15 protein-coding genes are annotated in these 21,658 nt (G+C 65.1%); 2 read left to right on the forward strand and 13 right to left on the reverse strand.

What is annotated here, in order from left to right; genetic code table 11:
* Positions 1-10: 10 nt before the first annotated feature.
* Both D6M19_RS19970 and D6M19_RS19975 read right to left on the reverse strand, forming a co-directional pair.
* Positions 11-949 carry a crotonase/enoyl-CoA hydratase family protein gene (locus D6M19_RS19970; RefSeq protein WP_123026976.1) on the reverse strand — a complete coding sequence of 313 codons (939 nt, stop codon included), beginning with the start codon at positions 947-949 and terminating at the stop codon, positions 11-13.
* Positions 950-1,076: 127 nt separating this feature from the next.
* Positions 1,077-2,705: an acyl-CoA dehydrogenase family protein gene (locus D6M19_RS19975; protein WP_123026977.1), complete on the reverse strand. Its 1,629-nt coding sequence runs from the start codon at positions 2,703-2,705 to the stop codon at positions 1,077-1,079.
* Positions 2,706-2,953: 248 nt separating this feature from the next.
* Here D6M19_RS19975 and D6M19_RS19980 point away from each other — a divergent pair, with 248 nt between their 5' ends.
* Positions 2,954-3,622 (forward strand): hypothetical protein, encoded by a 669-nt coding sequence (locus D6M19_RS19980; RefSeq protein WP_164478589.1) that lies wholly within the window; start codon positions 2,954-2,956, stop codon positions 3,620-3,622.
* 8 nt (positions 3,623-3,630) lie between these two features.
* Here the strand turns inward: D6M19_RS19980 and D6M19_RS19985 are convergent, their stop codons facing one another.
* From D6M19_RS19985 to D6M19_RS20000, 4 genes are all read right to left on the reverse strand, one after another.
* Positions 3,631-4,149, reverse strand: coding sequence for a hypothetical protein (locus D6M19_RS19985; RefSeq protein ID WP_164478590.1), 519 nt, complete (start codon positions 4,147-4,149; stop codon positions 3,631-3,633).
* A gap of 51 nt (positions 4,150-4,200) precedes the next feature.
* Complete coding sequence (locus D6M19_RS19990) at positions 4,201-4,953, reverse strand: alpha/beta fold hydrolase (RefSeq protein WP_123026980.1); 753 nt, start codon at positions 4,951-4,953, stop codon at positions 4,201-4,203.
* Positions 4,954-4,965: 12 nt separating this feature from the next.
* Positions 4,966-6,066, reverse strand: a complete 1,101-nt coding sequence (locus D6M19_RS19995; protein ID WP_123026981.1) for a phosphatase PAP2 family protein — start codon at positions 6,064-6,066, stop codon at positions 4,966-4,968.
* A gap of 67 nt (positions 6,067-6,133) precedes the next feature.
* The gene (locus D6M19_RS20000) at positions 6,134-6,886 is read right to left on the reverse strand and encodes a deoxyribonuclease IV (protein ID WP_123026982.1); all 753 of its coding nucleotides are present in this window, start codon (positions 6,884-6,886) and stop codon (positions 6,134-6,136) included.
* 138 nt (positions 6,887-7,024) lie between these two features.
* Here D6M19_RS20000 and D6M19_RS20005 point away from each other — a divergent pair, with 138 nt between their 5' ends.
* On the forward strand, positions 7,025-7,762 hold the full coding sequence (locus tag D6M19_RS20005; RefSeq protein ID WP_164478591.1) for a hypothetical protein: 738 nt from the start codon (positions 7,025-7,027) through the stop codon (positions 7,760-7,762).
* Between the two features lie 70 nt (positions 7,763-7,832).
* On the opposite strand, the gene D6M19_RS20010 is transcribed toward D6M19_RS20005, so the two are convergent.
* From D6M19_RS20010 to D6M19_RS20040, 7 genes are all read right to left on the reverse strand, one after another.
* Complete coding sequence (locus tag D6M19_RS20010) at positions 7,833-11,786, reverse strand: DNA-directed RNA polymerase subunit beta' (RefSeq protein ID WP_123026984.1); 3,954 nt, start codon at positions 11,784-11,786, stop codon at positions 7,833-7,835.
* A gap of 67 nt (positions 11,787-11,853) precedes the next feature.
* Positions 11,854-15,354 carry a DNA-directed RNA polymerase subunit beta gene (rpoB, locus tag D6M19_RS20015; RefSeq protein WP_123026985.1) on the reverse strand — a complete coding sequence of 1,167 codons (3,501 nt, stop codon included), beginning with the start codon at positions 15,352-15,354 and terminating at the stop codon, positions 11,854-11,856.
* A 359-nt stretch (positions 15,355-15,713) separates the two neighbouring features.
* On the reverse strand, positions 15,714-17,468 hold the full coding sequence (locus D6M19_RS20020) for a lipase family protein (RefSeq protein WP_123026986.1): 1,755 nt from the start codon (positions 17,466-17,468) through the stop codon (positions 15,714-15,716).
* Positions 17,469-17,615: 147 nt separating this feature from the next.
* Positions 17,616-18,701 (reverse strand): ABC transporter ATP-binding protein, encoded by a 1,086-nt coding sequence (locus D6M19_RS20025; RefSeq protein WP_123027012.1) that lies wholly within the window; start codon positions 18,699-18,701, stop codon positions 17,616-17,618.
* A 212-nt stretch (positions 18,702-18,913) separates the two neighbouring features.
* On the reverse strand, positions 18,914-19,303 hold the full coding sequence (gene rplL, locus D6M19_RS20030; protein WP_123026987.1) for a 50S ribosomal protein L7/L12: 390 nt from the start codon (positions 19,301-19,303) through the stop codon (positions 18,914-18,916).
* Between the two features lie 61 nt (positions 19,304-19,364).
* Entirely contained in the window at positions 19,365-19,895 is a 531-nt protein-coding gene (gene rplJ / locus D6M19_RS20035; RefSeq protein WP_123027013.1) for a 50S ribosomal protein L10, read from the reverse strand.
* A gap of 236 nt (positions 19,896-20,131) precedes the next feature.
* On the reverse strand, positions 20,132-21,523 hold the full coding sequence (locus D6M19_RS20040; protein ID WP_123027014.1) for an aspartate aminotransferase family protein: 1,392 nt from the start codon (positions 21,521-21,523) through the stop codon (positions 20,132-20,134).
* Positions 21,524-21,658 lie beyond the last annotated feature (135 nt).

Genomic DNA, 21,658 nt, shown 5'->3' on the forward strand with positions numbered 1-21,658 from the left:
TGGCCACCGGTCAGACCCCGGACGTCTTGCGGCCCGCATCACCGAACGGCTCGTCGCGGCTCTTCACCGCCTCGCGGAAACCGTGGTCGCGCGCCTCGGCGACGAACGCGTGCCCCTCGGGGGTGTGGCGGGCGACGCCGTCGAAAACGGTGCTCACCATCCGGCTGGTGGCGACCCCCTGCTGCAGCAGCGCCGTGTTGAGCGCGAGCTTGGCCATGATCAGCTGGTTCACCGGCATTGCGGCGATGCGCCCGACGAGGAGTTCGGTCCGCTCGTCGAGGTCGGCCGGTTCCGGCGCCTCCACTGCCAAGCCCCAGTCCGCCGCTTGCGCGCCGCTGATGCAATCACCGGTGAACAGAAGGCGTTTCGCGCGCTGGTCGCCGAGTCGGTGCGCCCACAGCCCCGCGGCGGGCACGCCCCATACGCGCATCGGCGGGTAACCGATCTTGGCGTCCGACGCGGCAATCACCTGGTCGGCGTGCAACGCGATGTCGGTGCCGCCTGCCACGCAGTAGCCGTGGATCTTGACCACTGTGGGCTTGTCACAATGCATCAGGCTGGAGAAGCCGCGAACGAAGCGGCTCATCATCTGGTAGTCGATCATCGGATCCCATGGCTGATCGGGCAGATGGTTGATCGCCTGCGTCTTGCCGGACAGAACGGTGTTCGCATACGGGTTGCCGCCGCCCGCCGACGACGATCCCTCGGCGTAAGCCGACAGGTCGAAACCGGCACAGAACCCTTCTCCCCGGCCCGACACCAGGATGACGTGGACATCGGGGTCCAGGTCGGCCCGCTCGACGAGCGCGGACAACTCCAGCGGGGTGTCCGCGATGATGGCGTTGCCCTTTTCGGGGCGGTTGAACGTGATTCGGGCGACCCGATCGGTGACCTCATAGGTCATCGTCTTGAGGTTGTCGAAGTCGACCGGCCTGATCGCGTGCGTCATCAGATGGTCACCTTCAGTCGCGAGCAGACGCGAAAGTACCCGAAATGCCGAGTTTCAGGGGACATTTGCGTTCCCCTACTGACGTGTGGGCCCAGCTCGGCGGAGGAGGCAGTGCCGGAAGAGGGCGTCATCCCTTGACCAGCACCCGCTCGAGGATCGGCGCGAGATCCAGGCCGTCGGGCATGGTGCCGTAGGCGCCGCCCCACTTGCCGCCCATCCGGGTGGCGAGAAACGCTTCGGCGACGGCCGGATGCCCGTGCCGCACCAGCAGCGAGCCCTGCAACGCAAGGGCGATGTCCTCGGTGACCTTGCGGGCCCGATACTGGATGCTCTCGACGTCGTCGAACTGTGGCTTGAGCGAATCGATGTGGGCGTCCAGCCGCGGATCCTGACCTTGGCTCTCGGCGAGCTCATCGAACAGCACGCCGACGCTCTCCGGCCGAGTTGCCATGGCGCGCAACGTGTCCAGCGCGCTGACGTTGCCCGATCCCTCCCAGATGCCCATCAGCGGCGCCTCGCGATACAGCCGCGGCATGCCGGACTCCTCGACATAACCGTTGCCGCCGAAGCATTCCATCGCCTCCGCAGCGTGTCCAGTCGCGCGCTTGCAGACCCAGTACTTGCTGGCCGCCAAGCCGATGCGGCGAAAAAGCGACTCACGCTCGTCGCCGCGCGCCGCGCGGTCGGTGGCACCGGCCATCCGCATCGCAAGGATGGTTGCAGCCTCGGCCTCCACCGCGAGGTCGGCGAGCACGTTGCGCATCAGCGGCTGGTCAATCAGATAGGCGCCGAACGCTTTTCGATGCTGCGCATGATGGATGGCGCGCGTCAGACCGGTGCGCATGCTGGTCGCGCTGCCCAGTGTGCAGTCCAGCCGGGTGAGGTTGACCATCTCGATGATGGTCGGCACGCCACGGCCCTCCTCGCCGACCAGCCACGCGGTGGCACCGTCGTATTCGACCTCCGAGGACGCGTTGGCGTGGTTGCCGAGCTTGTCCTTGAGGCGCTGCAGGAACATTCGGTTGCGGCTGCCGTCGGGCAGGACTCGCGGCAAGAAGAAACACGACAAGCCCCCTGGCGCCTGGGCCAGCACCAGGAAGATGTCGCACATCGGCGCCGAGGTGAACCACTTGTGCCCGGTCAGGCTGTAGCTGCCGTCGGCATTCGGGGTGGCTTGGGTGGTGCCCGCGCGGACGTCGGATCCGCCCTGCTTCTCGGTCATCGACATGCCCGCGGTGATACCGGCTTTGGCGGCAGGCACTTTCAGCTCGGGATCGTAGGCACGGCTGGTCAGCAGCGGCTCGTAGATCTCGGCGAGTTCCTCGTTGAAGCGCAGCGCCGGAACCACCGCGTAGGTCATCGAGATCGGGCAGATGTGGCCGGGTTCGGGTGTCCACACCGATGTCTTGGCGGCGCGGACGACGTGGGCGCCTGGCCGGTCGTCGCTCCACGGGGCGGCGTGCAGGCCGTGCCCGATCGCGACCGTCATCAGCTCGTGGTAGGCGGGGTCGTATTCGACTTCGTCGACGCGGTGGCCGTAGCGATCGTGGGTGTGCAGGATCGGCTGGTTGCGGTCGGCCAGTTCGCCCCAGCGCTGCGCCTGGGCGCCGCCGGAGAGTGCGCCGAGTTCGGCGACCTCATCGAGGCCCCACTCCCCGCCCTCGCGAATCAACGCATCGGTGAGTACCGGCGACGAGGCCGGGTTGAAGTCCTCCAGCTGCGGGACCTGGTTGGTGACGACGTGCGTGTCTGACATGTCACCGATATTACAGTTTTGCGACAGCCGCACAATGCGTGTAACAAACGGCCTACGGCAACTCACCGGCGTCACGGTGAACTTGCGGACATCGAGCGAACTCAAACAGTAGGGAAACACCCGATTCCTTCCTGATCCATTCGGCGATACGTTCCGAGCGAGTCAGCTGCGCGCGACGCGATCCATCGGAGGCCCATATGTCAGTAAAGTCAGTAGCCGCAAAGTGCGCCGTCACCGCATGTGCGGCAGTGGCGGGATTCCTTGGCGTTCACGCACCGGCGCAGGCTGAGCCCCGCTACCCGCTTCCTTTGGCGCCCGCATGCACGCAGTTCATCTTCTCGGGGCCGGTCGAAATTCGCAGTGCCCAGGGAACGCTTGTCACCTTCTTTTCCACCGGTGCAGCGGTTAACGGAGCAGCAAAGTATTCAGGTGCGGGACTTCCTGCTGTGGACGCCACCGTGAACGGGAGCATCACTGGCGATTCCATAGCACTTACCTTGACCAGCTCCGATCCCGGCGTGCTGCCCAACGCCCAGTACTCCGGCAAAGTGGACGACAATGGTTTCGCAGCTGGCAAAGTGAAGTTCGTTGGTCACGACGACCTTGGCGATGTCGATTGGAATGCCACTGCCAGATTCTTCTGTGCCCAGGGCGCGCAGAACGGCGGCGGGGCCGCAGAGGGCAAGCCTGGCACGGTGACGGTTCTCAAGGATTCGGACGTCTACGACGCACCTGGGGGCAACAGGCTCGAAGAGCCGTTCTTCCTTGACAACGACAGCGTGCTGACCACCGTCAAACCCTGCGCCGACAACTGGTGCCTACTGCAGATACCCAACCTGCCGGGCGGAGCACACGGCGGCCTCCCCGCCGGCCAGGCATGGGTGTACTCCGGCGACGACTTTCTCAAGGTGAACTAGCGGTAGCGCTACTTGCAGAGGTCGGCGACCTTGTTCCTGCCGTCCTCGCCGGCGGTGAGCCGCGCCGCCTGCTGCGGATCCTCGTTGGTTGCGCCTGCCAGCGCGTTGACCCCGATGTCTTCGAGGTTGTTCGCAAACAACCGAACGGCTTCGGCCAGGTCCGGTGGTGTCTGATCGTCGAGGCGACTCAGCAGGTATTCACCGCCGCCGATCAACGCCAACCGCGCGTTACCCGCCACCGCGGTCTGCGCGACCGGGTCCGGTCCGAGATCGGCGTGGGTCTGCAGCTGAACCGCCTTGCTCACGGTCTCGAATGCCGCGCACACCTTCTGTTTCGACTCCGCGGTCGGCTGGACCGTCGCGTCCTTTTGTGGCCACGCCAGCACCACAGCCCATGCCGCGACACCGAGCGCGGCCAACGCGATGAACGCCGTGAACAGCGCCACCCAGCGAGCCCCTCCCCCTGATGACTTTTCCGGGGACTTCGCACGAGCGTGAGGTTGCGGCGCTGTTTCGCTGTCGGTCATGCGGGAATCGTAGCGGCCGCTATCGTCAGGATCCCCGAGCTTCGACGCATGTCAACGCGCGAGGCGCGCGGTCACCGCCTTCAGCACCGGCTCGGCCGACACGAAGAAAGACCCCATGTGCCCCTGCCCGTCGATCACGTCGACGGTGGCGTCGAGAGCCTCGGCATCAGCGCGCACGTGCGGCACGATCCAGTCCTCGGAACCGACGTAATATGTTGCGGGGCAAGCGATCGAAGCCGGATCGACATACCGTGTGGGCCGTTTCGAACCTTCCACTGCCGCCGCGACGGCAAGCGCGTCATTGCTCGTTTCCATCGTCTTCTGGAACTCGCGGTCGGTGATGGCCAGCGTCCGCCAGATCCCGGACCAGTTTCCGTCCCGCAAGAAGCCGGCCAGCGGCATCAGCATCCGGCCGACCTCCTGTTCGTGGGCGTGCATCGCGTATGCGCCGACGACAATGCGGTCCACTCGGTCTGGATAGCGGCTCGCCATATTGCACGCCAGCCAACCCCCGCGCGACCACCCCCAGACAATGGCGCGGTCCACTCCCTCGGCGTCCAACACCGCGATCAGGTCGGCCGTCACTCCCGCGGCCTCATACGAATCGGCATCATGCGGGGTGTCACTGTCGCCGTGCCCAAGCGGATCGATGTTGATGATGCGCCAGCGCCGAGCCAGCGCCGCGGCGTATCCGTACTCGACCCACTGCCGGGCCGCGCACAGCGTCCCTGCGACGAGGACCAGCGGCGGCCCATCCCCGTCCACGGTGTAATCGATGCTGAACCCGCGCGACTGGACCTTCACGCTGCGATCACATCACGAAGTGACAGCCGCGCTCGGTTGAATCTCGGCTTCGTCCTGCGACGGTCCTGCCCGTCGCGACCTGAACCTGTCCATCGCCATCATCACGACCGCCGCCAGCGCCCACCCGAGCAGGATGTCGATGACGAAATGCTCGGCGGTGTACACCAGCGTGAAAGCCATGACGATCACGTACGCGGCCAGCACCGGCCGCCATCCGCGACGCACACGGTTCCAGAGGAACACCGAGATCGCGAGGGTCATGCCTGCGTGTAGAGACGGGACTGCCGCCACAAGATTGACGCTGGCCTGGCCCTGGTCGAGCAGCGCGCTGGCGGTGTGCAGGTTCAACTTGCCCCACCCGCGGCCGACGATGCGCTCGATCCAGCCGTTGGCACCGTCCTGGGTGGTCTGCATTGCCCCGAGCAGGCCGCCGTCGGGGACGTTTCGCGCGGATCGGAACATGCATTCCGGGCCCGATGGGCCACCCTCGACATCGGCGGCGGAGCATCGCGACGCGGCCCACGGCGGTGCCGCGGGAAGAAGCGCGTAGATGACCAGGGCCGCGAAGGACAGTCCGACGAACAGTTTGACGAACGACTTCCACTCGTCGCGGTTCCGTAGCCACAGCACACCCGCCACCACATACGGCAGCACGAAGAACGACATGTAGACGGTGCTGAGGACGACTTCCCACCAGGGCGGATTCGGCATCTTGAGGTGTTCCTGCAGCCAGACCGTCGGCATGACGCCGAAGAACATCCAGCGGTCGGCGTCGACCTGCCAGTGCCACATCGTGGGCCGCCCGATGAGATCGGCCGCTCCCCTGCTGAGGTCGTAGGCGACCAGCACGAGAGCGAACGGCAGCCAGTCGCGGATGACAAAAAGCATCCGTCGGCCCTGCCCGATGCTGGCGGCGAGCAGACCGGTCGCGATGTAGAGCAGCAGCAGTTCCCGGTTGAATGCGAATCCGTCGGTGGCCGTGCGGTACACCACCACCGTCGCCCACACGACAATCGCAGCCCAGCGCACATATCTGAGCCGTCGCCAACGGGTCGCGACGGGGGCCTCGGCCACGCGCGGAACCGCAGTTGGCACCTCGTCAACTGCGGTCACTCCGATGAGATTAGTTCACCCAGCTGAAACCGCACGTTCGTTCCGTATTCAGTAATAAAACTGCGGTCTAGTCGAGGTGATCCCGCAGGAAGGCGATGTCGTCTTTGCGACCCTCGTCGGCGGTCTCACAGATGACGGGAGCGCCGGCGGCGGTGACCACGGCAACGAGCAGGTCAGGATCGATCTGGCCGGTGCCGAAGTTGGCGTGCCTGTCGGCACCGGAGCCCGCCGCATCCCTGGAGTCGTTGCAGTGCACGAGGTCGATGCGGCCGGTGAGGGCCTTGATGCGGTCGACGGCGTCTATCAGCGCCTCGCCCGCCGCCCAGGCGTGGCAGGTGTCAAGGCAGAAGCCGATGCCGGTGTCACCGATGTGATCCCACAGCCGGCCGATGGTGTCGAAATAGCGGGCCATCGCATGGTCCCCGCCCGCGGTGTTCTCTAAGTAGATCGGTACGTCGGTTTCCAGGTAGTCGAGTGCCTTTACCCAGCGCTCGAAACCGGCCTCCATGTCGTTGTCATCGGCGTGGCCGCCGTGCACGATCACCGCGGTGGCGTTGATCTCGGCCGCCGCGTCGCAGGTGTCCTGCAGGATCTTGCGCGACGGGATGCGAACGCGGTTGTTCGCCGACGCCACGTTGATCAGATACGGCGCGTGGACATACAGCGGCATGCTCGCCGCCTTCAGCGTCTCGGCGTCGTCGCGCGGCTTGGGCTTCTTCCAGCTCTGCGGGTTGCCGAGGAAGAACTGCACCACGTCGGCGCCGTCGGCTTCCGCCGCTGCGATGGGGTCGTCTTGATGGACGTGCGAACCAATGAGCACCCGGCCAGTCTAGGCGGGGCGACCGACGCGTCGCCGAGTGTGCGGCGCCACCCCGCAAGACACGTTGCCCTGCTCGTCGCGAAAACGTAGGGAGCCACCTGATTGATATGGATCCATGTCATTCGTAGCGTCATGCACATGTTCACCACACGGAAAATCATGGCCGCCGCAGCGACCGTCGCCGCCGCCGCGGGGATGTTGTCCATCCCGATCCCGGCAGCCGCAGCCCCAGCCTGCCTCGATTGGCGATTCGCCGAGGACGCACTCTTCATCGACTTCGACAACGGAGTCTGGCTAGGAGTGCCATGGCTTGGCGGAACGAACAAGGTTCGTACGAACCCCGCGAACGCGTCGATTGCCCATTTGCCCGGCGGCGGCGTGTACCAGGGGGAGATCGAACCCGGCGGAGGAACATACCAAGGGGACACGATCAAGTTCCGGATCAACTGGACGCAGGGCGTTGGCGACAAGCACCCGATGAACGCGTTCGCGGGCCACATCGACCCCAATGGTGTCGCGACCGGCACCACGGTCAATGAGGCCAACGCGACGAACAACTGGACGGCGCGAGGAAACTTCACGTGCTCCGCTCGGGCGGCCGAGCCTGCACCCGTTGACAACAAACCGGTCGAAAACAAGCCACCGGTTGTCACCGCCAAGGTCGAGCAGGCGTCAGATGTCTACGACGGCCCAGGTGGAAGCAGGATCGAGGATCCATTCTTCCTCGCAGTCGGCCGCTCGCTCGAGGCTGTCCAACCGTGCGCCGACAACTGGTGCCTGCTGAAGATTCCCGACCTACCCGGCGGGGCACATGGCAACCTTCCGGCAGGCCAGGGATGGGTCTATTCAGGTGACGGCTTCCTCACGGTGAAATAGCACGCCACTGCGTCACGACCGCGCACGAAAAAGCCCCCGGCGATACCGGGGGCTTTTCCTATGACGTGACTTAGCGGTAGTCGCTGTAGCCGTAGTCGTCCAGCGGAACCGCGGCTCCGGTCGCCTGGCCGAAGTCGGGGCTGTAGTACTGATCCTCGTAGGACGGGATCGTGTACGCGGCGGCCCGCGCCTCCTCGGTCGGCTGCACCTGGATGTTGCGGTACCGGTTGATACCGGTACCTGCCGGGATCAGCTTGCCGATGATCACGTTCTCCTTCAGACCCTGCAGCTTGTCGCTGCGGCAGTTGATCGCCGCATCGGTAAGCACTCGCGTGGTCTCCTGGAACGACGCCGCCGACAGCCACGAGTCCGTGGCCAGCGATGCCTTCGTGATGCCCATCAGCACCGGGCGACCCGCAGCGGGCTCGCTGCCCTCGGCAACCACCCGACGGTTCTCCGACTCGAACTCGCCACGTTCGGTCAGCGAGCCGGGCAGGAACTCCGTGGCACCCGAATCGATGATCGTGACGCGACGCAGCATCTGCCGGACGATCACCTCGATGTGCTTGTCGTGGATCGACACACCCTGAGCGCGGTAGACCTCCTGGACCTCCTTGACGAGGTGGATCTGCACCTCGCGGGGGCCCTGGACGCGCAGCACCTCGTGCGGGTCCGCGGAGCCTTCCATCAGCTGCTGGCCGACCTCGACGTGGTCGCCGTCGGTGAGCAGCCGCTCGGAGCCGTCCTCGTGCTTGAACACCTTGAGGCGACGGTTGCGCTTGGGCAGCTTGTCGTAGACGACTTCCTCGCCACCGTCGTCGGGGACGATGGTGATCTTGTAGAAGGACTCCGTCTCATCTAGCTGAACCCGTCCACTGACGTCCGCGATCGGCGCCTTGTTGCGCGGCACGCGGGCCTCGAACAGCTCCTGCACGCGGGGCAGACCGCCGGTGATGTCCTCACCCACACCGCCCTGGTGGAAGGTGCGCATGGTCAGCTGCGTGCCGGGCTCGCCGATCGACTGCGCGGCCACGATGCCGACCGCCTCGCCGATGTCGACCAGCTTGCCGGTCGCCATCGAACGGCCGTAGCACATCGCGCACACGCCGGTGCCGGTCGTGCAGGTCAGCACCGAACGAACCTTGACCTCGGTGATGCCGGCCGCCAGCAGCGCATCGATGGCCGGGTCACCGAGATCGTGACCCCGCTCGACGATGACGTTGCCCTTCGCGTCGACGGCGTCGGCCGCCAGAGTCCGCGCATACGCCGACGTTTCGATGTGCGGGTCGCGGATGTGCGAATTGTCGGCTGCCAGTTCGGCCAGCGTGACGTTGATGCCGCGCTCGGTCTCGCAGTCGGCCTCGCGGACGATCACATCCTGAGACACGTCGACCAGACGACGGGTCAGGTAACCCGAGTCAGCGGTACGAAGAGCGGTGTCCGCCAGACCCTTTCGGGCGCCGTGGGTGTTGATGAAGTACTCCAGCACGGTCAGGCCCTCGCGGAACGAGGACTTGATCGGGCGCGGGATGAACTCACCCTTCGGGTTGGTCACCAGACCCTTCATGCCTGCCAGCGTGCGGGTCTGGGTGAGGTTGCCCGTTGCTCCGGACTTCACGATCGTGATGATCGGGTTGTCCTCCGGGTAGTGCTCCTCCAGCGCCTTGCCGACCTCTTCGGTCGCCTGCTGCCAGATCTTGACCAGCTCGCCGTTGCGCTCGTCGTGGTTCAAAGCACCGCGCTGGTACTTCTTTTCGATCCCGTCGGCTTCCTTCTCGTAGCGGTCGAGGATCTCCTGCTTGTTCGGCGGCACCAGCACGTCGGCCATCGACACGGTGACACCCGAACGGGTGGCCCAGTAGAAGCCGGCGTCCTTCAGCTTGTCCACGGTCTGCGCGACCACGATCATCGGGTAGCGCTCGGCCAGGTCGTTGATGATCGACGCCTGAACCTTCTTGTGCATCTGCTGGTTGATGAAGGGGTACTTCGTCGGCAGCAGCTCGTTGAACAGCACCCGGCCCAGCGTGGTGTCCGCCGTCCAGGCGTCGCCGGGCTTCCACCCGTCGTCGCCGAACAACTCGGCCTCGACCTCGGCGGGTGGACGCAATTGCGTCAGCCGTACCTTGATCTTGGCCCGCACCGACAGCGCGCCGCGGTCCAGCGCCATGATCGCCTCGGCGGGCGACGCGTAGACGCCGAATTCCGGCTTGTCCTTGGCGGCCGGCTGGTACTCGCCGATGTCACCGGGGATCTCGGTGGTCAGGAAGTACAGCCCGGTCACCATGTCCAGACGCGGCATGGCCAGCGGGCGGCCCGACGCGGGCGACAGGATGTTGTTCGACGACAGCATCAGGATGCGTGCCTCGGCCTGGGCCTCGGCGCTCAGCGGCAGGTGCACCGCCATCTGGTCGCCGTCGAAGTCGGCGTTGAACGCCTCGCACACCAGCGGGTGCAGCTGAATTGCCTTGCCTTCCACCAACTGCGGCTCGAAGGCCTGGATACCCAGCCGGTGCAGCGTCGGTGCACGGTTCAGCAGCACCGGGTGCTCGCCGATGACCTCTTCAAGCACATCCCACACCTGCGGACGCTGACGCTCCACCATCCGCTTGGCGCTCTTGATGTTCTGCGCGTGGTTCAGGTCGACGAGACGCTTCATCACGAACGGCTTGAACAGCTCGAGTGCCATCAGCTTGGGCAGACCGCACTGGTGCAGCTTGAGCTGCGGGCCGACCACGATGACCGAACGGCCCGAGTAGTCGACGCGCTTGCCGAGCAGGTTCTGACGGAACCGGCCCTGCTTGCCCTTGAGCAGATCCGAAAGCGACTTGAGCGGACGGTTACCCGGTCCGGTGACCGGGCGGCCGCGGCGGCCGTTGTCGAACAGCGCGTCCACCGACTCCTGCAGCATCCGCTTCTCGTTGTTGACGATGATCTCGGGCGCGCCGAGGTCGATCAGCCTCTTGAGGCGGTTGTTGCGGTTGATCACGCGGCGGTACAGGTCGTTGAGGTCCGAGGTGGCGAACCGGCCACCGTCGAGCTGCACCATCGGGCGCAGCTCCGGCGGGATCACCGGCACCGCGTCGAGCACCATGCCCATCGGGGAGTTGCCCGACTGCTGGAATGCGGCGACCACCTTGAGGCGCTTGAGGGCGCGAAGCTTCTTCTGCCCCTTGCCATTGCGGATCACGTCACGCAGCGTCTCGGCCTCGGCGTCGATGTCGAAGTTCTCGATGAGCTTCTTGATCGACTCCGCGCCCATGGCGCCCTGGAAGTACTCGCCGTAGCGGTCGATGAGCTCGCGGTAGAGCACCTCGTCGACGATCAGCTGCTTGGGAGCCAGCTTGGTGAAGGTGGTCCAGATCTCCTCGAGCCGGTCCAGCTCGCGCTGGGCACGGTCGCGGAGCTGACGCATCTCACGCTCGCCGCCGTCGCGGACCTTGCGCCGGACGTCGGACTTGGCGCCTTCCTCTTCGAGCTCCTTGAGGTCGGCCTCGAGCTTCTGTGCGCGCGCCTCGAGATCGGAGTCGCGCTGGTCCTCGACGGCCTTGCGCTCCACGACCATCTCGGCCTCGAGCGTGGACAGCTCGTTGTGCCGCATCTCGTTGTCCACGGCGGTGATGACGTAAGCCGCGAAGTAGATGATCTTCTCGAGATCCTTGGGCGCCAGGTCCAGCAGGTAGCCCAGACGCGACGGGACGCCCTTGAAGTACCAGATGTGGGTGACCGGCGCGGCCAGCTCGATGTGGCCCATCCGCTCACGACGCACCTTGGCGCGAGTGACCTCGACGCCGCAGCGCTCACAGATGATGCCCTTGAAGCGGACGCGCTTGTACTTGCCGCAGTAGCACTCCCAGTCGCGAGTCGGTCCGAAGATCTTCTCGCAGAAAAGGCCGTCCTTCTCTGGCTTGAGCGTGCGGTAGTTGATGGTCTCCGGCTTCTTGACCTCACCGAACGACCAGTTACGGATGTCGTCGGCGGTCGCAAGACCGATCCGGAGTTCATCGAAGAAGTTGACGTCTAGCACGTAACTCCCTTTCCCCTTTCGGGATTAGTAACCAAGTAACTAATTAAGCTCCGCGGCGAGCCGCGAATCAGGCAAGGTCCTCAACAGAAGCAGATTCGTTGCGGGACAAGTTGATTCCCAGGTTCGCAGCAGCGCGCTCCAGATCCTCGTCGTCGCCGTCGCGCATTTCGATCGCGGCGCCGTCACTCGACAGCACCTCGACGTTCAGGCACAACGACTGCAGTTCCTTGAGCAGCACCTTGAACGACTCGGGGATGCCCGGCTCGGGGATGTTCTCGCCCTTGACGATCGCTTCGTACACCTTGACCCGACCGACGGTGTCGTCGGACTTGATGGTCAACAGCTCCTGCAGCGTGTACGCCGCGCCGTAGGCCTGCATGGCCCAGCACTCCATCTCACCGAACCGCTGGCCACCGAACTGCGCCTTACCGCCCAGCGGCTGCTGGGTGATCATCGAGTACGGGCCGGTGGACCTGGCGTGGATCTTGTCGTCCACCAGGTGGTGCAGTTTGAGGATGTACATGTAGCCGACCGTCACCGGGTACGGGAACGGTTCGCCACTGCGGCCGTCGAAGAGCTGTGCCTTACCGTCACCGTTGACCAGTACGTCGCCGTCACGGTTGGGCAGCGTCGACGCGAGCAGACCAGTCAGCTCGTCCTCCTTGGCGCCGTCGAACACCGGCGTCGACACGATGGTCTCCGGCCCGGCCTCCAACAGCTGCTCGGGCAGGTTGCCCGCCCAGTCGGGTGAACCCTCGACCTTCCAGCCGCTCTTGGCGACCCATCCGAGGTGGGTCTCCAGGATCTGGCCGATGTTCATCCGTCGCGGCACACCGTGGGTGTTGAGGATGATGTCGACCGGCGTGCCGTCCGGAAGGAACGGCATGTCCTCGACTGCCAGGATCTTGCCGATGACGCCCTTGTTGCCGTGGCGTCCGGCGAGCTTGTCGCCGTCGGAGATCTTGCGCTTCTGGGCCACGTAGACGCGGACCAGTTCGTTGACGCCTGCAGGCAGCTCGTCGTCGTCCTCGCGGGAGAACACCCGGATGCCGATCACCTTGCCGGACTCACCGTGCGGCACCTTGAGCGACGTGTCGCGGACTTCGCGCGCCTTCTCACCGAAGATCGCGCGGAGCAAGCGCTCCTCAGGGGTCAGCTCGGTCTCGCCCTTCGGCGTGACCTTGCCGACCAGGATGTCGCCGTCGCGGACCTCTGCGCCGATGCGGACGATGCCGCGCTCGTCGAGGTCGGCCAGCACCTCATCGGAGACGTTCGGGATATCCCGGGTGATCTCCTCGGCGCCCAGCTTGGTGTCGCGGGCGTCGATCTCATGCTCCTCGATGTGGATCGAGGTCAGCACGTCCTCTTCGACCAGGCGGTTGGAGAGGATGATCGCGTCTTCGTAGTTGTGGCCTTCCCACGGCATGATCGCCACGAGCAGGTTCTTGCCAAGCGCCATCTCACCCTGCTCGGTGCAGGGACCGTCGGCGATGACCTGGCCGGCTTCGACCCGGTCGCCTTGGTCGACGATCGGACGCTGGTTGGCGCACGTGCCGTGGTTGGAGCGGGCGAACTTGCGCATCCGGTAGGTGTGCCGGGTGCCGTCGTCAGCCATTACGGTGATGTAGTCGGCCGAGACCTCTTCGATCACCCCTGTCTTGTCGGCCACCACAACGTCGCCAGCGTCGATCGCGGCACGCAGCTCCATACCGGTACCGACCAGCGGGGCCTCGCTGCGCACCAGCGGAACGGCCTGGCGCTGCATGTTGGCACCCATCAGGGCACGGTTGGCGTCGTCGTGCTCGAGGAACGGGATCATGGCCGTGGCCACCGACACCATCTGGCGCGGTGAGACGTCCATGTAGTCAACCTCGGTGGACGGCACGAACTCGACCTCGCCGCCCTTACGGCGGACCAGAACGCGCTCCTCGGTGAACTTGCCGTTGTCGTCGATCGGCGAGTTGGCCTGCGCCACGACGTGGCGGTCCTCCTCGTCGGCCGTCAGGTACTCGATGTCGTCGCTGACGACACCGTTGTTCACCTTGCGGTACGGCGTCTCGATGAAGCCGAACGGGTTCACCCGCGCGTACACCGACAGCGAGCCGATCAGCCCGATGTTGGGACCCTCAGGGGTCTCGATCGGGCACATCCGGCCGTAGTGGCTGGAGTGCACGTCGCGGACCTCGAGGCCGGCGCGCTCACGGGACAGACCGCCGGGGCCCAGCGCCGAGAGACGGCGCTTGTGGGTCAGGCCCGAAAGCGGGTTGTTCTGGTCCATGAACTGCGACAGCTGGCTGGTGCCGAAGAACTCCTTGATCGCCGCCACGACGGGACGGATGTTGATCAGGGTCTGCGGCGTGATCGCCTCGACGTCCTGGGTGGTCATCCGCTCGCGAACGACGCGCTCCATGCGCGAAAGGCCGACCCGGATCTGATTCTGGATCAGCTCACCGACGGTGCGCAGACGACGGTTGCCGAAGTGGTCGATGTCGTCAACTTCGACAGGAACCTCGACTCCTCCGGGAGCCGTCATGACCGTTTGTCCCTCGTGCAGCCGCACCAGGTATTCGATGGTCGCGACGACGTCCTCTTCGTTCAGCGTCGACGACGTGATGGGCTGGCCCACGTTGAGGCCGAGCTTCTTGTTGACCTTGTAGCGACCCACCCGGGCCAGGTCGTAACGCTTCTCCTTGAAGAACAGGTTCTCCAGCAGGGTCTGCGCGGACTCCTTGGTGGGCGGCTCGCCCGGGCGCAGCTTGCGGTAGATGTCCAGCAGCGCCTCGTCGGTGCCTGCGGTGTTGTCCTTCTCCAGCGTCGACATCATGATCTCGGAGAAACCGAACCGCTCGGTGATCTGCTCGGCGGTCCAGCCCAGCGCCTTCAGCAGCACGGTGACGGGCTGACGACGCTTGCGATCGATACGGACACCGACGGTGTCGCGCTTGTCGACGTCGAACTCCAGCCACGCACCGCGGCCGGGGATCACCTTGACGCTGTGCAGCGTCTTGTCGGTGGTCTTGTCGCGGGCCTCGTCGAAGTAGACACCAGGCGACCGGACCAGCTGGCTGACGACGACGCGCTCGGTGCCGTTGATGATGAAGGTGCCTTTCTCCGTCATCATCGGGAAGTCACCCATGAACACCGTCTGGCTCTTGATCTCGCCGGTGTTGTTGTTGATGAACTCGGCCGTGACGAACAGCGGGGCCGCGTACGTCATGTCCTTGTCTTTGCACTCGTCGACCGGTGCCTTGACCTCGTCGAAGCGCGGATCGCTGAACGACAGCGACATCGATCCGGAGAAGTCTTCGATCGGGGACAGCTCAGTCAGCACCTCTTCGAGCCCACCGACAGGGTTGATGTCACCACGCGCGGTGGCGACCTCACGCCAACGCTCGGAGCCGACCAGCCATTCGAACGACTGGGTCTGCACCTCGAGCAGCCCCGGAACCTCGAGAGGCTCGCGGAGCTTGGCGAATGAAATTCGGTTTGGTGCTCCAGGTACGGAGCTAGAGGTAGTAGTAGCGGACTTGCTCTGGCGGGAGACTGCCAAGATGCATCCTTCCAGCACCTAATGCGACTGTCGGGAAGGTGTGCACCACCCCTACGCCGCGAACTCTGCGTTCGGTTCGGCTGGCGTTCTCCTGTGTCCAGACGGCCCTGAACAACGGGCACGCGACTAGATACTGAGCCTGAAACGGGGCTCAGCCTAGGACCACGGTGTCAGAGGCGGTAGATGGGCAGGAGGCAGCCAGCGCAACGTCCAACAATAGCGCAGGACGGCGTATTCCTCAACTACGGGCATGCTGAATCAACTCGGGCGCTGGCTGGCGTCCTTGACCCGTTTACACATGCTGCCCAACAGACTGGCCCGTCGGAGCCTTTCCGTCAAGAGATAACGCCGTGTCGTTGTGGACTTTTACCGGTTGGTCACGCCGCGATCGCAGGACCCGTCGTCAACACAGGTGTCTGTGTCGTGTCGACGTCGGTGGCGAAATTGATGTGCGAAAACAGCCCGAAGAACGCCGCCGTCACCTCGCGGGCCAGCGAGGTGATCGGCCCCGGGGTCGGCTGTATCAACCCGATCGCGGGCCCGACCGGGGTCGGGATGGTGATCGTCGAACCGGGCAGGCCGTAGAACCCGGAGGCCTCGGTGCCGGCGAACATGTCGTTGATCCAGCCAGCGGCGAGAATTTGGGAGCCCGCGACGTTCGCCGGCCCGCCGTAGCCGGTGAGCAGATAGGCACCGAACTGGACGAGAGGATTGCCGCCCACCATCGCATCCGAATGCCAACTGCCGAGCAGCTGAGCCCCGGTGGGCTGGCCGCCCCGCGTCTTCGCCAGGGCGTAGTCCATCGTCCCGAACAAGTTCCAGGGGTTCGGTGTCGAGGACAGGTTGTACACCGGGATGTCGTCGGGGATGTCCTCAAGGATGGGCACCGGATCGGTGAATGAGACGCCGTCGAGCATCACCACGCCTGCCAGCGTGTAGTACGTCGAGTCGCCATCGGCCTGGTTCTGCGCGATGTATCGGGCGACGTCGAGCACCAGACCGCCGCCGAGCGAGTGCCCGACCAGGACGACGTTCTGCGGGAGGGCGTCCTGACCGTAGCCGGCGTCCTGAGCGCTGGTCAGCAATGCGGCGTTGTGGTCGGTGAACAGGTCGGCGACCGCTTGATGCATCTGATCGCCGCCAAGCCACATTCCGTCGGTGGCGAAAATATTGGACGTCACCGTTGGGGCGACGACGACGCTGTTGGTCGACTTGGCCAGGTAGGACGCCGTGTAGTCGTAGAACACACCTGTGGCCAGGAAGCCGTGCTGCAGATAGATGATCCGTTCAGGCGGTGTGTCGCTCTGCGGGTCGTAGGTGTCAGGGAAGTACCAGTCGGCGGGGACTTCCTGATCTCCGATCTTCAGCGTCGACCGCGTGACCGTGACTCCGCTGCCCGGCAGAGCCTTCGGCGGCCCCTCGAACACGCTCTCGGCGAACGAGATCAGGTTGAAGACGGCGGTACCGATGGCGCTGACCACCGGCGGCACATCGATCGTGGGCGACGCGGCGGCGGCCTGTGGTTGTGCGACCATCGGGGTGGCAACGGTGATGTTCGACCGCCTCGGCGCGAACAACGTCTCGCGTTCGTCGCGGTTGGGGAGGGTTGTCGCGATCTTCACGTTCGTCGACTCGGTTTCGACTGCGTCGACGGCCTCGACCGGAACCCCCGTTTCGGCCGGGTCGGTGTGCCGCGTCCTTTCCACCACGACCTTGCGGTCGGGCCCTGGTGCCACCGCGGCAACGAAATTGTTGACCAGCTTCGCGGCCCGTTGACCCGGTTCGGCTCTGGCCGTCGTCGCGCCGTTCGATTTGGCGACGGTTGCCCGGTCGCTCTCACCCTCGGCCTTCACCACCTTGGTGACGGCGTCGTTCACCGCCTCCTTGACGGCGTTGATCGCCTTGGCGGCGTCGCGGCTGAATGCCGGCCTGGCGTCGGGCGCAGCCGAAGGAGCGTCTCGACTCGAATCTTGGTTGTTCTCAGTGGTATTCGCCGACTGCGACGTTTTGGCGCCGCCCTCGCCGGCGGATTCGGTCTGCGCGAAGGCCGTGCCTGCTCCTACCAGCATCCCGACCGTCACACCGGCGCACACCGCGCCCGCACCGAGCCAGACCAAGAACCGGTCGCCCACGCCCGTCTCCCGTCTGTGGACCGCCGGTAACGCTAACGGTCGACGCGAGCTTCAGGAGCGTGTTTACAAGATTCCGCTACAACGTCAGCCCAAAAAGACGACTGCCGGCGGATTGTCGCCCGCCGGCAGTCGGTGAAAAGAAAAGAATCAGCGCTCTCCGGTGACCGGGATGCGACCGGTCGGCGCCTCGTCCTCCGCGGTGCGATGCCGTGCGGTCGCCGCATCGTCGGGGATCGGGCGCGCTGCGTACTGGTGTGTGCCCTCGAGGTCGTCGCGGATGGCTTCCTGGGCGTTGGGCGGCAGCGTGTGCATGATCTCGCGCACGCGGGCCTGGCGTCGACCGACAGCCTGCCGCTCGGGCATGCCAGGGGTGGCGCTGATCTGCGGCGGCACACCCTCGATCTCTTCGACGCCGCCATCGTGGTGACCGGCGTCGACCATGGCCTGTTCCTCGGCCATCTGCGCCTCGTCCTTTTCCTCCGACATACCGATGGGGCCAAGGCGGCGGCCGTTGAGGAACTGACGCACCACAGGCTCATCGCTGGTCAACAAGACTTCGCGCGGACCGAACATCACCAGGTGCTTGCGGAACAGCATGCCGATGTTGTCGGGCACGGTGCGGGCGATGTTGATGTTGTGCGTCACGATCAGGATCGTCGCGTCGATCTGGGCGTTGATGTCGATCAGCAGCTGGCTCAGGTAGGCGGTACGGACCGGGTCAAGACCCGAGTCGGGCTCGTCGCACAGGATGATCTGTGGGTCGAGCACCAGGCTGCGGGCCAGGCCAGCGCGCTTGCGCATACCGCCGGAAATCTCGCCGGGAAACTTGTTCTCGTCGCCGGCCAAGCCGACAACCTCAAGCTTCTCCATGACGATGTTGCGGATTTCGCTTTCCTTCTTCTTGGTGTGTTCACGCAACGGGAAAGCGGTGTTGTCATACAGGCTCATCGAACCGAACAGGGCGCCGTCCTGGAACATGACGCCGAACAGGGTCCGGATCTCGTAGAGCTCCTTGGCGGAGCACTCGATGATGTTGGTGCCATCGACGATGATCGATCCGCGCTCTGGACGCAGCAGCCCGATCAGCGACTTCAAAAACACCGACTTACCGGTACCCGACGGGCCCAGCAGCACGCTGACCTCACCCGGCGGGATATCGAAGGTGACGTCCTCCCAGATTCGCTGGGGCCCGAAGGACTTGGTCAGTCCCTCGACCTGAATACCAATGCCCACGCGAGATCCTTCCGCCAGTGAGTTGTGCCGCCACATGCCAGCCCGCTGTGGCTTGAGTCACTGTAGCTTACGACGCCGGTTGCGGGACACTTGTCGGAGGTCTCATCTCGGGCCCGACCAGCATCGACGGCAAAAATCACTGTGGGGCCGACCTGTTTGCCAGATCAGCCCCACAGCATTTGTTTGTCGGCTCAGCCGACGGTACGACGACGCTACTTGACGGTAACCGTCGCGCCCGCGGCCTCGAGCTTGGCCTTGGCCTCTTCGGCGGCTTCCTTGGCGACCTTCTCCAGGAGCGGCTTCGGAGCGCTGTCGACCAGATCCTTGGCTTCCTTCAGGCCGAGACCGGACACGATCTCGCGAACGACCTTGATGACGCCGATCTTCTTGTCACCGGCGGCCTCGAGGACGACGTCGAACTCCGACTGCTCCTCAGCGGCTTCGGCGGGTGCGGCGGCCGCACCGGGAGCGGCCGCAACGGCGACCGGGGCGGCGGCGGTGACGTCGAAGGTCTCCTCGAACGCCTTCACGAACTCGGAAAGCTCGAGCAGGGTCAGTTCCTTGAACGCGTCGAGCAGATCCTCAGTGGACAGTTTTGCCATGGTGGTGGTCCTTCCTTACTTCTTCTTCTGTCTTTGTGGGTGGATGTGATTTACGCGGCTTTTACGCTGCGGCTTCTTCTGCGGCCTTCTTCTCCTGCAGTGCAGCAGCCAACCGGGCGACCTGCGACGCGGGAGCCTGGAACAGCCCCGCCGCCTTGGTCAGGTTGGCCTTCATCGCGCCGGCCAGCTTGGCCAGCAGCACCTCGCGCGACTCGAGATCGGCGATCTTCTCGATCTCCGTGACGGTCAGCGGTCGACCGTCCATGTAGCCGCCCTTGACGACCAGTGCCTTGTTGTCCTTAGCGAACTTCTTGATCGCCTTAGCCGCGTCGACTGCCTCACCCGTGACGAACGCGATCGCCGTGGGGCCGACGAACAGCTCGTCGAGGCCCTCGATACCTGCCTCTGCCGCGGCACGCTTGACCAGCGTGTTCTTGGCGACGGTGTAGGTAGCGGAGTCACCGAGCGAGCGGCGCAGGTCCTTGAGGTTAGCCACCGTCAGTCCGCGGTATTCGGTGACGAGCGTTGCCGTCGCCTGGGTGAACTGCTCGGCGATGTCGGCAACCGCGGTGGCCTTGTCAGCCTTGGCCATGCATGCCTCCTCGTAGTTGGTGACCGAGGTCGGATGTCTGAAGGCCTGAGAAATGACGAACGCCCCGACGCAGACGGTCGGGGCGCGCTGATCTACAACTGCCTCGTCCTCCTGCGTAGGCCGCCCGGACAATCCAGGACCTTCAACCGATTTCTCGGTGACCGACGGTCTTTGGTGGAACGGCTCAAGGGTAGCCGATCGCCCGCCGATCAGCCAAAACGGATGTCGGACTGCGCTCAGAGGTGAGAGTCGGCCACGTCGAGTGCGGCGTCAAGGATCGCAAGGCCGTCGCGCGCCTCCTGCTCGCTGACCGCGCACGGCGGGACGACGTGTATCCGGTTGAAGTTCGCAAACGGAATCATGCCGCCCTGCTTGCACGCGCCGACGACGGCATTCATCGCGGCACTCGATGCGCCGTACGGGGCCAGCGGCTCCTTGGTCTGCTGGTCGGCGACGAGTTCCACCGCCCAGAACACGCCGAGGCCGCGGACCTCGCCGACACTGCGATGACGTCCGGCGATGTCGGCCAGTCCGGGTCCGAGGATCTCGGCGCCGATGCGAGCCGCGTTGGCGACCATGCCTTCGTCTTCCATCGCATTGATGGTGGCGACGGCGGCGGCGGTGGCCAGCGGATGGCCCGAATAGGTGAGGCCGCCGGGATAGGCGCGGTGCGCAAATGTCTCCGCGATCGCCGGGCTGATGGCGACACCGCCGAGCGGCACGTAACCGGAAGTCACGCCCTTGGCGAAGGTGATCAGGTCGGGCGTGACATCGAAATGGTCGATGGCGAACCATTTTCCGGTACGGCCGAAGCCCGCCATCACCTCGTCGGCGATCATCACGATGCCGTAGCGGTCACACAGTTCCCGCACGCCTGCCATGTAGCCAGGAGGCGGCACCATGATTCCGGCGGTCCCCGGCACCGATTCCAGCACGATCGCCGCGATGGTCGCGGGCCCCTCCAGCCGGATCACCTCGTCGAGGTGCGCAAGCGCGCGTTCGGATTCCTGCTCCTCGGTGGTGGCGTTGAAATGCGAGCGATAGAGGAACGGGCCGAAAAAGTGCACGGCGCCGCTGTTTCCGTAGTCATTGGGCCAGCGTCGCGGATCGCCGGTCATGTTGATCGCGGTGTCGGTGCCGCCGTGGTAGGACCGGTACCGCGTCAGCACCTTGTAGCGGCCGGTGTGCAGTCGCGCCATTCGCAGAGCGTGTTCGTTTGCGTCGGCGCCGCCGTTGGTGAAGAAGATCTTGTTCAGGTCACCGGGCGTTCGCTCTGCGATCAACCGTGCTGCCTCAGAACGTGCGTCGTTGGCGTGCTGCGGAGCGATCGTGCACAGCTTGGCCGCCTGCTCTTGGATGGCCGCGACGACCTTGGGGTGCTGATGGCCGATGTTGGTGAAAACCAGCTGAGAAGCGAAGTCCAACAACCGGTTTCCGTCGCCGTCCCAGATGTAGGAGCCCTGCGACGCCACGATTGTCATCGGCGCGATCTCGGCCTGGGCAGACCAGGAGTGGAAGACGTGCGCGCGGTCGAGTTCGTACGCCCGCGCTGCCTGGCTACGGGCGTCGTCGAGGGTCAGGCCGTTGGGCAGCACTGTTGCGTCGGTGCGCTCGTCGAGATTCGTCATGTCGGGATCACTCACTTGTTTTGGGGGAAGCCGAGTTCTAGGCCGCCGTGGCTGGGGTCGAGCCAGCGTTGGGTGATGGCTTTGCCGCGGGTGAAGAAGTGCACGCCGTCGGCGCCGTGGGCGTGGGTGTCGCCG

The organism is Mycolicibacterium stellerae (assembly GCF_003719305.1).
In the GTDB taxonomy this organism is placed as follows: Bacteria; Actinomycetota; Actinomycetes; order Mycobacteriales; family Mycobacteriaceae; genus Mycobacterium; species Mycobacterium stellerae.